The sequence below is a fragment of the Sphingomonas sp. UV9 genome (genome assembly GCF_004101245.1).
GTDB lineage: Bacteria > Pseudomonadota > Alphaproteobacteria > Sphingomonadales > Sphingomonadaceae > Sphingomonas.
This window is the reverse complement of record NZ_SCIN01000003.1, coordinates 85,311-97,704: the sequence shown is the minus strand read 5'-3', so window position 1 is coordinate 97,704 and position 12,394 is coordinate 85,311. Positions and strand designations below refer to the sequence as shown.

Annotated in this window: 15 protein-coding genes and 1 tRNA gene; 7 read left to right on the top strand and 9 right to left on the bottom strand. The window is 67.8% G+C overall.

The genetic code is table 11. The annotated features are described in order from the left end of the window. Positions 1–36: 36 nt before the first annotated feature. Positions 37–501, bottom strand: coding sequence for a thiamine phosphate synthase (locus EQZ23_RS12805; RefSeq protein ID WP_346427831.1), 465 nt, complete (start codon positions 499–501; stop codon positions 37–39). A gap of 85 nt (positions 502–586) precedes the next feature. Here EQZ23_RS12805 and EQZ23_RS12800 point away from each other — a divergent pair, with 85 nt between their 5' ends. Both EQZ23_RS12800 and EQZ23_RS12795 read left to right on the top strand, forming a co-directional pair. After that, complete coding sequence (locus EQZ23_RS12800; RefSeq protein ID WP_128454849.1) at positions 587–1,261, top strand: YggS family pyridoxal phosphate-dependent enzyme; 675 nt, start codon at positions 587–589, stop codon at positions 1,259–1,261. After that, positions 1,258–1,926, top strand: coding sequence for an HAD family phosphatase (locus EQZ23_RS12795; protein WP_128454848.1), 669 nt, complete (start codon positions 1,258–1,260; stop codon positions 1,924–1,926). Before EQZ23_RS12800 ends, EQZ23_RS12795 begins: the two co-directional genes overlap by 4 nt. Positions 1,927–2,108: 182 nt before the next feature. On the opposite strand, the gene EQZ23_RS12790 is transcribed toward EQZ23_RS12795, so the two are convergent. The 5 genes from EQZ23_RS12790 to EQZ23_RS12775 form a co-directional block, all read right to left on the bottom strand. After that, positions 2,109–2,606 carry a YdcF family protein gene (locus EQZ23_RS12790; RefSeq protein ID WP_164913450.1) on the bottom strand — a complete coding sequence of 166 codons (498 nt, stop codon included), beginning with the start codon at positions 2,604–2,606 and terminating at the stop codon, positions 2,109–2,111. Positions 2,607–2,638: 32 nt separating this feature from the next. Continuing rightward, positions 2,639–3,682 carry a GTP cyclohydrolase II gene (gene ribA / locus EQZ23_RS12785; RefSeq protein ID WP_128454846.1) on the bottom strand — a complete coding sequence of 348 codons (1,044 nt, stop codon included), beginning with the start codon at positions 3,680–3,682 and terminating at the stop codon, positions 2,639–2,641. Beyond that, positions 3,679–4,461, bottom strand: a complete 783-nt coding sequence (locus EQZ23_RS12780; RefSeq protein WP_128454845.1) for an exodeoxyribonuclease III — start codon at positions 4,459–4,461, stop codon at positions 3,679–3,681. Before EQZ23_RS12780 ends, ribA begins: the two co-directional genes overlap by 4 nt. Positions 4,462–4,658: 197 nt before the next feature. After that, entirely contained in the window at positions 4,659–4,811 is a 153-nt protein-coding gene (locus EQZ23_RS19845; RefSeq protein WP_164913449.1) for a hypothetical protein, read from the bottom strand. A 106-nt stretch (positions 4,812–4,917) separates the two neighbouring features. Further along, positions 4,918–5,004, bottom strand: a tRNA-Leu gene (locus EQZ23_RS12775). A gap of 112 nt (positions 5,005–5,116) precedes the next feature. Between EQZ23_RS12775 and EQZ23_RS12770 the strand changes: the two genes are divergently transcribed. After that, positions 5,117–6,481: an MATE family efflux transporter gene (locus EQZ23_RS12770; RefSeq protein WP_240663562.1), complete on the top strand. Its 1,365-nt coding sequence runs from the start codon at positions 5,117–5,119 to the stop codon at positions 6,479–6,481. 34 nt (positions 6,482–6,515) lie between these two features. On the opposite strand, the gene EQZ23_RS12765 is transcribed toward EQZ23_RS12770, so the two are convergent. Next, positions 6,516–7,313, bottom strand: coding sequence for an MJ0042-type zinc finger domain-containing protein (locus EQZ23_RS12765; protein ID WP_128454844.1), 798 nt, complete (start codon positions 7,311–7,313; stop codon positions 6,516–6,518). A gap of 164 nt (positions 7,314–7,477) precedes the next feature. Between EQZ23_RS12765 and ftsE the strand changes: the two genes are divergently transcribed. The 4 genes from ftsE to EQZ23_RS12745 are packed head-to-tail and all read left to right on the top strand — an operon-like array spanning position 7,478 to position 10,297. After that, positions 7,478–8,197, top strand: a complete 720-nt coding sequence (gene ftsE, locus EQZ23_RS12760) for a cell division ATP-binding protein FtsE (RefSeq protein ID WP_128455567.1) — start codon at positions 7,478–7,480, stop codon at positions 8,195–8,197. Then, entirely contained in the window at positions 8,194–9,087 is an 894-nt protein-coding gene (locus EQZ23_RS12755; RefSeq protein WP_128454843.1) for a permease, read from the top strand. The genes ftsE and EQZ23_RS12755 overlap by 4 nt, the downstream gene beginning before the upstream one ends. After that, a complete protein-coding gene (locus EQZ23_RS12750; RefSeq protein ID WP_128454842.1) occupies positions 9,084–9,620 on the top strand; it encodes a YdcF family protein in 537 nt (178 codons plus the stop codon). The genes EQZ23_RS12755 and EQZ23_RS12750 overlap by 4 nt, the downstream gene beginning before the upstream one ends. Continuing rightward, positions 9,617–10,297 (top strand): 1-acyl-sn-glycerol-3-phosphate acyltransferase, encoded by a 681-nt coding sequence (locus EQZ23_RS12745; RefSeq protein ID WP_128454841.1) that lies wholly within the window; start codon positions 9,617–9,619, stop codon positions 10,295–10,297. Before EQZ23_RS12750 ends, EQZ23_RS12745 begins: the two co-directional genes overlap by 4 nt. A 38-nt stretch (positions 10,298–10,335) precedes the next feature. Here the strand turns inward: EQZ23_RS12745 and EQZ23_RS12740 are convergent, their stop codons facing one another. Together EQZ23_RS12740 and hisC are read right to left on the bottom strand one after the other, a co-directional pair. After that, positions 10,336–11,244 (bottom strand): prephenate/arogenate dehydrogenase family protein, encoded by a 909-nt coding sequence (locus tag EQZ23_RS12740; RefSeq protein WP_128454840.1) that lies wholly within the window; start codon positions 11,242–11,244, stop codon positions 10,336–10,338. Beyond that, positions 11,245–12,354 carry a histidinol-phosphate transaminase gene (gene hisC / locus EQZ23_RS12735; protein ID WP_240663561.1) on the bottom strand — a complete coding sequence of 370 codons (1,110 nt, stop codon included), beginning with the start codon at positions 12,352–12,354 and terminating at the stop codon, positions 11,245–11,247. It abuts the gene before it with no gap. Between the last annotated feature and the right edge of the window lie 40 nt (positions 12,355–12,394).

Genomic DNA, 12,394 nt, shown 5'->3' with positions numbered 1-12,394 from the left:
GTTTGTCGCGCGTTTGGATCCAGCGGGCGACCAAGTCTAGCAAATCCAGGCGTCTATCGCGGCCCAGCCGTGAAATCCGAAACGGCGAACCCGCTGCCAGCGTGACTCGTCCATTCCCCCAAGCGCGATCACGGGTATCCCAAGCCCGCGCCCGATCCGCATCGCCCGCGCAGATCCAAGTCCGGACGTCCCCGCGTGCGACCGCGTGGCATGAACCGGCGACACGAACAGCGCATCTGCGCCCGCGCGCTGCCCGGCCAGGGCCTCGACACGATCATGCGCCGGCCAGGTCCTGATCCCGGAAGTCTTTCGAGTCCGTGCCCGGCCATGCACCCCATCGGCCCCGATCGACGACGCACCGGCCACCACCAGGACAAGTCCCCGTGCAAACGCAACGCGCTTTACCCGCCGCAACATCACGCGCCGCTCCCGCTCAGGCGTGGCATAATGGCGCAACACCACCCCAGACCCCGGCGGCAACCGGCGTAGAGCAGGCCACATTGCGTCACCCATCCGCTCATCGGTCATCAGCCAGCGCGCGGGGATGGGCTTTCGAAGCGACACGCCGCTGCCTATAGCGCCCGGCATGACATCTGACGACACCACGCCGCTCGCGTCCATCCGCACCCGGATCGCCAAGGCCGCCGAGATCGCCGACCGCCGCGTGACCGACGTCACGCTGATCGCGGTCTCCAAAACGCACCCGGTCGAGGCGATCGAACCGCTGCTCGCCCTGGGCCAGCGCGTGTTCGGCGAGAATCGTGTCCAGGAGGCGGCGGAGAAATGGCCCGCATTGCGCGCGGCCTATCCCGACGTTGAGTTGCACCTGATCGGCCAGCTCCAGTCGAACAAGGCGGCGGAAGCCGTGGCGCTGTTCGACTGCATCCACGCGGTCGACCGCCCGTCGCTGGTCGAGGCGCTGGGCAAGGCGATGGCCGCGAGCGATCGCCGCCCGGACTGTTTCCTCCAGGTCAACATCGGCGACGAACCGCAAAAGGGCGGCTGCGCGATCGCCGATCTCCCTGCGCTGGTCGCGAAGGCGCGCGCCGCCGGACTACCGATCGCCGGGCTGATGTGCCTGCCCCCCGCCGACATCGAGCCGGCACCGTATTTCGCGCTGTTGGCAAAACTAGCGCGGGATAACGGCCTGACCGGCCTCAGCATGGGGATGTCCGACGATTTCGAAACAGCAGTGACGATCGGCGCGACTCATGTCCGGATCGGCAGCGCGCTGTTCGGCGCGCGGGGTGTCGCGGCGTGAAGTTCGACGCACTCCTGTTCGACTTCGACGGCGTCCTGATCGACAGCGAGTCCCTCGGCAACCGCCACATCGCCGAATGGCTTACCGCAGCGGGGCATCCGACGACCGCCGCCGAGTCGATGGCGAACTTCATGGGACTTGCCGGCCCGCAGTTCATCGACGCGATCGAACGCTGGATCGACCGACCTCTCCCCGAAGACTTCTATGCCGCGCGGAAAGCCGAGGACGACCGCGTGATGGCGGCGGGCATCGATGCGATCGAGGGCGCGGTGGCGTTCGTCCGCTCGCTGCCGGCGGACCTTCCCAAGGCGATCGTCTCGTCGAGCCCGGTCAGCTGGATCGCACGGCATCTCGACCATATCGGCCTGCGCGACGCGTTCGGCGACCACCTCTACAGCGGCCGCGAACACGTGACGAACGGCAAGCCGGCGCCGGACCTGTACCTGTTCGGCGCACGCCAACTCGGCGTCGACATCGCGCGGACGGCGATCCTCGAAGACTCCCCCGTCGGCGCGACCGGCGCGGTGGCATCGGGCGGGTATGTCATTGGGTTATCGGCGGGATCGCACTGCGCGCCGGACCACGGCGAGCGCCTAAAGGCGATCGGGGTCGATGCCTCGGCCGATGATTTCGACGACGTGACGCGGTTGCTCGGGCACGTCTGACGGCGGTTTTTGGATCTAGGATCAGGCCAGCCGGTATCCCCTCCTTTAACTACACCTCCCCGGCGAAGGCCGGGGTCCAGCTGGGGGACGGGAGTAACGGCGGACGGACCTACGTTACATCAACCTTCCCAACTGGACCCCGGCCTTCGCCGGGGAAGTGCTCGCTCAAGGCATATGTTTGCTCAACGAATCCGCGGTAGCCCCCACCCCCGCTTGCGCCGCCAGATCGCGCCGATCCCCGCCACCAGGTCATACGGGATCGCCGCCGCCTCGCGCGTGCGCATCTTGAGCTGGTACCGACGGCTGCCGCCATGCGGCACGTGGATCGTGCTTGCGGGCATACCGAGCATCGCGAACAGCATGCGGATGCGCGGCTGGTGATAGCCGTCGGTGCAGATCATGCACTGCGCATAGTCGCCGGCGCGGGCGAACGCGGTCGCCGCGACGACGCTTTGCAATGTGTCCACGCTCGCCTCGTCGAGGTGAATCCGCGACCGATCGACCGTCTCGGCCAGCACCTCCGCCATCACCGACGCTTCCGAAGGCCCATGCGTCCCCTTCGCGCCGGAGCAGAACAGGTCGGCATCGACATACCGCGCCGCCGCGGCCGCCGCGAACGCGATGCGCCGCGCGAGCGTCGGGCTAGGGCTGCCATCGGGACGAACGGCGGCGCCGAACACGACGATCAGGCGCCGGGAGGGTGGAATATCGGTCAGAACTGGTGTCCGGTACGATCGCGCTTTGTTGCAAGATACTGCGCGTTATGCGGGTTCGACGGCAGGAAATGCGGCACGCGCTCGATCACCGCCACGCCGGCTGCTTCCAGCCCCGCAACCTTGGCCGGGTTGTTGGTCAGCAATCGCACCTCGCGCTGCCCCAGCAACGTCAGCATCCGCGCCGCCACGCCGAAATCGCGCGCATCGACCGCAAAGCCAAGCCGCGTGTTCGCGTCGACGGTATCGAAGCCCTGGTCCTGCAAGGCATAGGCGCGCAGCTTGTTCACCAGACCGATCCCGCGCCCCTCCTGCCGCAGATAGAGCAGGATGCCCCAGCCGTTATGCTGGATCGCGTGGATCGCGGCGTGCAATTGAGGCCCGCAATCGCATTTCAGGCTGCCGAGCACGTCGCCCGTCAGGCACTCGCTATGCAACCGAACCAGCGGCGGCTGGCCATTGGGCTGTCCGATCAGCAGCGCGATATGCTCGTCGGCGCTCTCCGGCGACCGGAACGCAACGATCTCCGCATCCTCGGCGCCTTCGACCGGCAACCGCGCACGTGCTGCCAGCGTCAGGCGGTTCGCATCCTCATGCGCGTCGATATCGGCGTGCGTTATCGACACTTCGGGTTCACCGGTGCCGAGGAAGAAGGCCGGCAACAGCCCGGCGATCCGCGCAAGGCGCAAGGCTGCAGCCGCCGCGGCAGGATCGGCCACCGCGACCGTACGAAAGGGCCCCTTCATCGGTGTCGCGAGGTCGAACTGCGGATCGGCCAACGCGGTTGCCGCGGCAAAGTCGATCCACGGCGCGCGGTCGACCAGTACCGGCTCGGTAGGGTCCGCGGCCGCCAACTGGTTCGCCAGCTTCAACGTCGCCGCACGCCCCGACGAGATCAGCACGCCGCCCTGCGCATCGGGATCGAACGCGGCCAACCGCTCGGCATCCGCCGTCTCCACCGCCAGCAGAACCAGCCCGTCGATCGCGATCGGCCAGCCACGCCGCAATGCATCGACCGCCCGGGCGGAGGCGCGCGGGTTCAAAACGCGAACTCGGTCATGATCGGGACGTGGTCGGACGGCTTCAGCCAGCTCCGGCAGCGCTCGTAGACATGGTGCGACACTGCGGCGTCCGCGGCGGCACCGGTCGCCCACATGTGATCAAGCCGACGCCCGCGGTCCGACGCTTCCCAATCCTTGGCGCGGTAGCTCCACCACGTGAACAGGCGGGCAGGGGCAGGGTGAAAGCGGCGGCCGAGATCGACCCAGTCGCCCGCCGCCTGCAACTTGGCCAGTGCTTCGACCTCGATGGGTGTGTGGCTGACGACGTCGAGCAACTGCTTGTGGCTCCACACGTCCGATTCGAGCGGCGCGATGTTGAAGTCGCCGACCAGGATCGTCGGGCCGGGGAGCGTTTCCGACCAACGCGTCATGCGTTCGATGAAGTCGAGCTTCTGGCCGAACTTCGGGTTCACCGCGCGGTCGGGCACATCGCCGCCAGCGGGGACGTAGACGTTTTCGAGCCGTACGCCGTTCTCCAGCCGTACGCCGATGTGACGTGCCTCGCTGTTCGCCTGCCAGTCAAAGCGGTCGTCCTCGACGATGGGTACCCGGCTGAGGATCGCCACGCCGTGGTGCATGCGCTGGCCGTGCAGGACGATGTGCTCGTAGCCGAGCGCGCGGAAGGCCTCCAACGGGAAGTCGCCATCGATGACCTTGGTCTCCTGCAGGCACAGGATGTCGGGTTGCTCGTCACGCAGGAACTGCTCGACGATGGCGATCCGGAAACGGACCGAGTTGATGTTCCAGGATACGATCTTCACGGCCGCGATGTAGCGTTGCGTTGGGGTGGCGACAAGGAAGGGCCGGACGGGACCGAAACGCTTTAGCGAGGGCAGGGCCGGATCGGGTTCCACTCCGGCCGTTCATCGCGCTCGATCGGACTGAGCCAAACCCGAGCCCTGCTGTCGGGGGGGGAACATGGCTATCGTCGGCACCGACCGATCGACCCCAATGCGCGCTATGTCTCGTCGGTCGTCAGCTTCACCTTGTTCGGCAGCTTCTTGCCCTTGGTCCGCCGCGATGGCAGCTGGACCGGGTTCTTCTTCTTCCACTGCGCAAACGTCATCGGGCCCTCGGGCGTTTCGATGATCGTATCGTCGATCGAACTCATGCAATTCCTCCACGCGGCCAACGCACGATCGCGCCATGAGTCGCAATCACAGGGGTCGCAATCACAGGGGTGCCCCTCGAAAGGGTGGTTCATTCTATCGGGAAAATGGTGCGGCCAAGAAGACTCGAACTTCCACGGGCTTTCGCCCACAACGACCTCAACGTTGCGCGTCTACCAGTTCCGCCATGGCCGCCCATGAAACATCACCGGGCGGACCCGGCATCTGGTAGGCGAGCGCCACTAGCAAGGCTTTCCGCATCACGCAACGGCCTTTGCGAAAAAGCGTTCGTCCGGTACCGCGAACGATGCCCGCACCACTTCCTTCCTCCGATCTGAAGGCCGAAACGCGGCGCGTTCTCGCGCTCGCTTGGCCGGTGATGCTGACCAGCCTCAACTGGACGATCCTGCACGTCACCGACGTGATCGTGGTCGGGCTGGTCGGCGCGCACGAGGTGGCCGCGCTGGGCGCGAGCCGTTCGCTGACGTTCATCGCGATCGTCACCGGACTCGCATGGCTGTCGGGCGTACTCGTCCATGCCGCGCGTGCCGACGGGGCGGGGGACCTGCCACGGACCGGGCAGATCTTGCGCGAAGGGCTGGTACTGGGACTGTTGCTGGGGCTGGTGGTCGGCGCGGTGATGTTCGTGTTCGCGGATACGATGCTGGCCGGGATCGGTGTCGCGCCCGCATTGGTCGAGCCGGCGGGACGAGTCGTGCGGGTGATGGCGTTCACCTATCCGCCGCAGCTGATGATCGTCGCCGCCAGCTTCTTCCTGGAGGGCGTCAGCCGACCGCGGCGCGTCGCGGTGGTCAACCTGTCGATCCTGCCGCTCAACGCGCTGCTGGCCTGGGCGATGTCGGGTGGTCATCTCGGGTTGCCGGCGATGGGGGCGGTCGGTGCTGCAACGGCGACTGCGATCGCATCGGGTCTCGGCGCGATCGGCATGATCGCCGCCGCGCTGACCTTGCCGCGAGCCAGGGAACGCGGCGTTCGGCGAACCGATCTTGCGGCGTGGCGCGGCGTGCCGGCCGGAATCGCCGCGCTCGCGGTGTTCGGGATCGTCCCCGCGGTCGCGTCGGGGCTGGAGCTTGCCGGCTTCTCGATCCTGATCGCGCTGTCGACGCAGTTCGGCGACGACGTCGCCCATGCGTTCCAGATCGTCTTTTCGGTCCACAACGTCACGTTCGGGCTGGCGTTGGGGCTGGGTTCCGCATGCGGGGTGCGGGTGGGCAACGCGGTCGGCGAGGGAGACCCGAAAGGCGGTATCTCGCGCGCGCTGATCGCGACCGGGCTGTCGATGCTCGCGCTGGGCGTGTGCGGAATCGTCCTGATCGTTGCGCGTAGTCCGATCGTCGCGGCGTTTCCAGCCGACGCGGCCACCCACGCCGTTGCGTTGGCGATGCTGCCGGTCTGGGCGCCGTTCATCCTGTTCGACGGCGCGCAGGTGGTGCTGGTGTACGCGCTTCGCTCGCTCGGCGATCAGGTTGTGGCAGGGGTGAACAGCATCGTCGCGTATTTCATCGTCACCGGCGGCGCAGGCTGGTGGATGGTGCGCGCGGGGGTCGGGCCGATGGCGCTGGTCTATGCATCCGGGCTCGGGATGCTGACGGCGGCGGTGCTGCACGGCGGGCGGTTCTGGATCGTGAGCCGACGGTTGCGGCGCACCTAGTGTATCCGGCCCCGCCAGGGGGAGGATTGAAGAATTACCGCGTCGCCTCGCCCGCGAAGCTCAGTTCCAGCCGCTTCGAGTTCGCCGGCACGTTCAGCGTTGCCGAGTTGAAATCGATCGCGCCGCCCGGCGCCAGCGTCCGCTGTTGCGGGGTGATCGTCCAGCTATACACCAGCCGCCCCTGCGCATCGCGGAGTTCGGCGCGGATGTCGGGCACGCGCTGGCGCTGGTTGGACGGGTTGGTCACCTGGCCACTGACTGCGAACAGCTCCGAGCCATTGTCGAGTTCGCGCCGCTCGATCGGATTGTCGCGCAGTCGCAGGGGGCTTTCGTCGGTCGCAACGCCGATGCCGAGCTTCGCGGCCACGCCCGGCGCGCCGAGATACACGATCGCTCCCGCCGCGATCAGCATCAGCAGCCCGGCGAGCACGGCCACGATCGTCCAGCGGCGCGTGGTATTGCGACGCGGGCGGAAGGGGGCCTGCTCGGTTACCGGCGGGAAGGTCGGCGCGGCATAGGTGGGCGCACTCACCGGCTCGGGCGTCGCCGGCGCGGCCGTCGTCGGCGCGGCCGTCGTCGGCGCAGGGGGCGCAAAGGGCACGAATCGTTCCGCCGGCTCTGCGATCGGCGTCCGCGCCAGCGGGGCCAACGGCGGTGGTGCAGGCGGAAGTGGGGTCGGTTCGGGCAGGTCGAGCGCGCCCTCGACCACCGACGCGGCGGCCTGGAACCAGCTATGCCGGCAATTGGCGCAGCGCACGGTCCGTCCGTCGGTCCCGATCGCGCTGTCGGGCACCAGATAGCGGGTGCTGCACTCGGGACATTGGAGGATCATGGACACGCTTTACCAGCGGCCGCCGGGGCGCGACCGTTCTAGCGGCGAATAAGCACGCCACCGCCGGATGTGGCAAGCTTGAAGCGGCCCGCGCTTTCATGCGAAAGCGCCGTTACGGGCATTGGCACGGGCATCAAGCGGGCGAGAGCGGGCGCAACACCGTCATGGCGAATATCGTCCAATTCGAGAATGTCGGGCTTCGTTACGGCACCGGTCCGGACGCTGGACCCGAGACGCTCTCAGACGTCAGCTTCACGTTGCGGAGCGGCGCGTTCTATTTTCTTACCGGTGCGAGTGGCGCCGGCAAGACCTCGTTGCTCAAGCTGCTGTATCTCGCGCAACGGCCGACGCGCGGCGTCATCCGGCTGTTCGGCGAGGATGCAGTGGTGCTGTCACGCGATCGCCTGCCGGGTTTTCGCCGCCGGATCGGCGTCGTGTTCCAGGATTTCCGGCTCGTGCCGCATCTGTCGACCTGGGACAATATCGCGCTGCCGTTGCGGGTTGCCGGCATGCCCGAGGCGGATATCGAACAGCCGGTGCGCGAGATGCTCGCCTGGGTCGGGCTTGCCGAGCGTGCCGATGCGCGTCCGGCCACGCTGTCGGGCGGCGAGCAACAGCGCGTCGCAATCGCGCGCGCGGTGATCGCCCGGCCGGAGATCCTGGTGGCGGACGAGCCGACCGGTAACGTCGATCCCGACATGGCCGAGCGGCTTCTGCATCTGTTCGAATCGCTCAACAAGCTGGGCACGACCGTGGTCGTCGCGACGCACGACTTCCATCTGCTCGGGCGGATACCGGGGGCGCAGATGATGCGGCTCGATCGCGGAAGGCTGCTCGATCCGACGGGGGCGCTCCGTTATCCGCCGACGCGGCCCGATTCATGATCGCGTCGAAGGCCCGATCCTCGGCCGAACGCCGCGTGCTCGACGAAGCGGGCGGCCTGCGCGCGATGACGTGGGTGATGGCGATCATGCTGTTCCTGACGATGCTGGCGGCGGCCTTGGGGCTCGCGACGGCAGGGGCGGCGCGGCTGCTCGATCGGCAGTTGGCGGGGCGGCTGACGGTGCAGATCGTCGATGGCGATCCGGTACGCCGCGACGTTGCCGCGGCGCGCGTTCTCGCTGCGTTGCGCAAGATGCCGGCGGTGGCGCGCGCTATGCCGGTCGACCGCGCGGAATTGACGCGGCTGCTGCAACCCTGGCTCGGCTCGGACGGTGCCGATCCGCAATTGCCGGTGCCGGCCATGATCGATGTCGACCTTGCCGCTCAGGACGAAGCGGCGGCCACGCGCGTCGCGGCCATGGTTCGGCGTCTGAACCCGACCGTCCGCGTCGATCGCCACGAAAGCTGGATGTCCCCGGTCAACGACGTGATGCGCTCGCTGACCTTCCTTGCGCTGGCACTGGTCCTGCTGATGGCGAGCGCGACCGCGGCGGTCGTCGTGCTGGCGGCGCGCGCCGGGCTCGAGACGCACCGCGCGACGATCGCGGTCATGCACATGCTCGGCTCGACCGATCTTCAGGTCGCGCGGCTGTTCCAGCGGCGGATCGCGCTCGATGCGACGATCGGCGGCGTCGGCGGCGGGGTGGGCGCGTTGCTGGTGGTCGCGTTCATCGGCATCCGGTTGCACGGGTTGGGCTCCGAACTGCTCGGCGGCGTAACGCTCGGCGGGGTGGATTGGGTGGTGCTTGCCTTGCTCCCGATCGCGTTCGTGATCCTGGCTACACTGGCGGCACGCGTGACGATCGTCCGCGCGTTGAGGCACATCCTGTGATCGTCCGGCTGTTCGGTATCCTCGGCCTCGCCTGGGCATTCGGGTTCGCGGTATTCATGCTGATGCTGCCCCAGCCGCTGGACGGCTTCACCTCGGATGCGATCGTCGTGCCGACCGGCGGCGCCGGGCGAATCGATCGCGGCATCGCGCTGCTGCGCGATCACCAGGCGAAGCGGATGCTCGTGACCGGCGTCGCGCCGGGGGTGCGACCGATCGATCTCGCGCTGGAGTATCGCACGTCGCCCGCCTTGTTCGCCTGCTGTATCGATCTCGGGGCGGACGCGGTCGATACGCGCTCGAACGCGGAGGAGACCGCGCAGTGGGTGCGGGTGCACAAATACCGATCGGTACGGCTGGTGACGTCGGACTGGCATGTCGCGCGGGCGCGGATGGAACTGTCGGCGGCGCTCGACAAGAATGTCGTGATCCTCGGCGACGGCGTGCCGGGCACGCCGCGCCTCGGGACGTTGGTCAACGAATATAACAAGTTGATCCTGCGCCGGATCGCGTTGTGGATTGGATTTGGCGGATGATTTGGTTGCGCAACTGGGCGTTCATGCTCGTTTTCTACACGATTTCGGTGCCGATCGTGGTGACCGTGCCGATCTCCGCGCTGTTCGGATCGCGCGCGGTGATCGTGCATTCGACGATCTGGACGCGGTTTCACCGCTGGTGCGCGCGCGTGATCCTGGGCGTGCATATCCGGATCGAGGGGACGCGGCCGACCGAGCCGGCCTTCTATGCGTGCAAGCATCAGGCGATGTTCGAGACGCTGGAATTGCAGGGTTTGCTCGACGGCCCGGCGATCGTGTTGAAGCGCGAACTCGCGGATATCCCGGCCTGGGGCTGGGCAGCGCGGCGGTATGGCGCGATCGTGGTCGACCGCGAGGCGTCGGCCAAGGCGATGCGCAACATGATGCGCGAAGCGAGCGCGGCCAAGGCGACGGGCCGCTCGATCCTGATCTTCCCCGAGGGAACACGCGTCTTGCCCGGTGAGCATCCGCCATTGAAGCCGGGCTTTGCTGGCCTCTACCGTGCGCTGAAGATGCCGACGGTGCCGATCGCGTGCGACAGCGGGCTCGTCTGGCCGAAAAAGGGGCCGAAGCTGCCGGGCGTCATCACCTTCCGGTTCGGCGAAGTCGTCCCGCCGGGCCTGCCGCGCGAGGAAGCCGAACAGCGCGTCCATGCGGCGATGAACGCGCTCGACTAGAAGTTTACCACCCCGACCTCCCCGGGATGGGTATCCCGTTATTCGTGCGTGCGGCCGAAATCGGGGACGTCGTCATCCTGACCCTGTTCGACGATGCTGCGGCGGATCGTGCGGGTGCGGGTGAACAGGTCGTGCAGCGCGTCGCCATCGCCCCAGCGGATCGCGCGCTGGAGATGGCTCAGATCCTCCGAGAAGCGCTGGAGCATTTCCAGCACCGCTTCGCGGTTGTTGAGGAAGATGTCGCGCCACATCGTCGGGTCCGACGCGGCGATTCGGGTGAAATCGCGGAACCCGCCGGCGGAGTATTTGATGACCTCCGACTGCGTCACTTCCTCCAGATCGCCCGCGGTGCCGACGATCGTATAGGCGATCAGATGCGGCAGATGGCTGGTGACGGCGAGGACGCGGTCGTGATGCTCGGGCGCCATCGTCTCGACCTCCGCACCTAGCCGCCGCCAGAATTCCGAGACGCGCTCAATCGCGACCGGGTCGGCGCCTTCGGGTGGCGTGACGATGCACCAGCGGTGACGAAACAGCGTCGCGAAGCCGGCCTCGGGGCCGCTGCGCTCGGTGCCCGCGACCGGGTGCGCGGGGATCACGGTAGCGTTGGGCAAGGCCTGGGTCAGTGCACGGGCGATCTCCGCCTTGCAGCTCCCCACGTCGCTGACGATCGCATCGGCGGGGAGGTCCGCGGCGAACTCGCTCGCCACCGCGCCCATGATTCCGACGGGTACGCACAGGATCACCAGATCGGCATCGATCACCGCCGCGCCGGCCGATCCCGCGACGTCATCGCAGAAGCCCAGCCGATCCGCCGTCTCGCGCACGCTCTCGTCGGCGTCATAGCCGGTGACGCGCACCGTCGGCATCGTCGCCTGGATCGCGCGCGCCACCGACGAGCCGATCAGTCCCAGCCCGATGATCGTGACGCGCGCGAACGGCAGCATTCAGGCGCGCTCGACCAGCGCGCGCAATGCCGCGATCACGCCGCGCGTCTCGTCCTCGGTGCCGATCGTGATGCGCAGCGCGTTGGGCAGGCCCTGGCCGGGCAGCCAGCGGACGATATACCCCGCCTCCATCAGCCCGTGATACGCCGCGTCGGCGGTCAGCGTGCCCTCGAACAGGATCAGCACGAAGTTCGCTTTTGACGGCACGCAGCGCAGCCCCGCATTGCCCATCTGCTCGACCTGCTCGACGAACCAGCCACGCCACATATCGTTGTGCGCGCGGGTCGCATCGACGAAGCCGGTGTCGGCCAGCGCCGCGACCGCTGCCGCCTGGCCCGCGGTCGTGACGTTGAAGGGCGCGCGGATGCGGTGCATCGCGTCGATGATCGGTCCGCAGGCATAGCCCCAGCCGATCCGCTCCGCCGCAAGCCCGTGGATCTTCGAGAAGGTTCGCGTGACGAGCACGTTCGCCTCGGTCATCGCCAGCGCGAGACCCGCATCATCCTCTTCGGGCGACAGATATTCGGCATAGGCCTGGTCGAGCACCAGCAGCACCGACTTCGGCAGGCCGGCATGCAGGCGCGCGATTTCCGTGCGCGACGTGAACGTGCCGGTCGGGTTGTTCGGATTGGCGACGAACACGACGCGGGTACGCTCGGTCACGGCGGCGAGGATCGCGTCGACGTCGGTGGCATAGTCGCGGTCGTCGACGATGACGGGCTCGGCGCCGACCCGGCGCGTGGCGATCTCGTAGACCGCAAAACCGTAGCGGACGTGGATGATCTCGTCGCCGGGACCCGCATAGGCACCCGCGACGAGGTGGAGGATCTCGTCCGAACCGGTGCCGTAGATCACGCGCGCCGGATCGAGGTCGTAATGCGCGGCCAGCGCCTCGCGCAGTTCGGTCGCGCCGGCGTCGGGATAGCGTTCCAGCGTGCGGTCGGCGGCATCGAACGCGGCCTTGGCGGCGGGGCTGGTGCCGAGCGGATTCTCGTTCGACGACAGCTTGATCACGGTGCGGCCATCGTCGGTCGTCGAGCGGCCGGGCGTGTACGGCGCGATCCCCAGGATCCAGGGCTTCGGCGCGGGTGCGGGCATGATGTTGGTCATGGTCGCGGGGCATAGCGGTCGCGGTGGCGCGGTGGCAAAT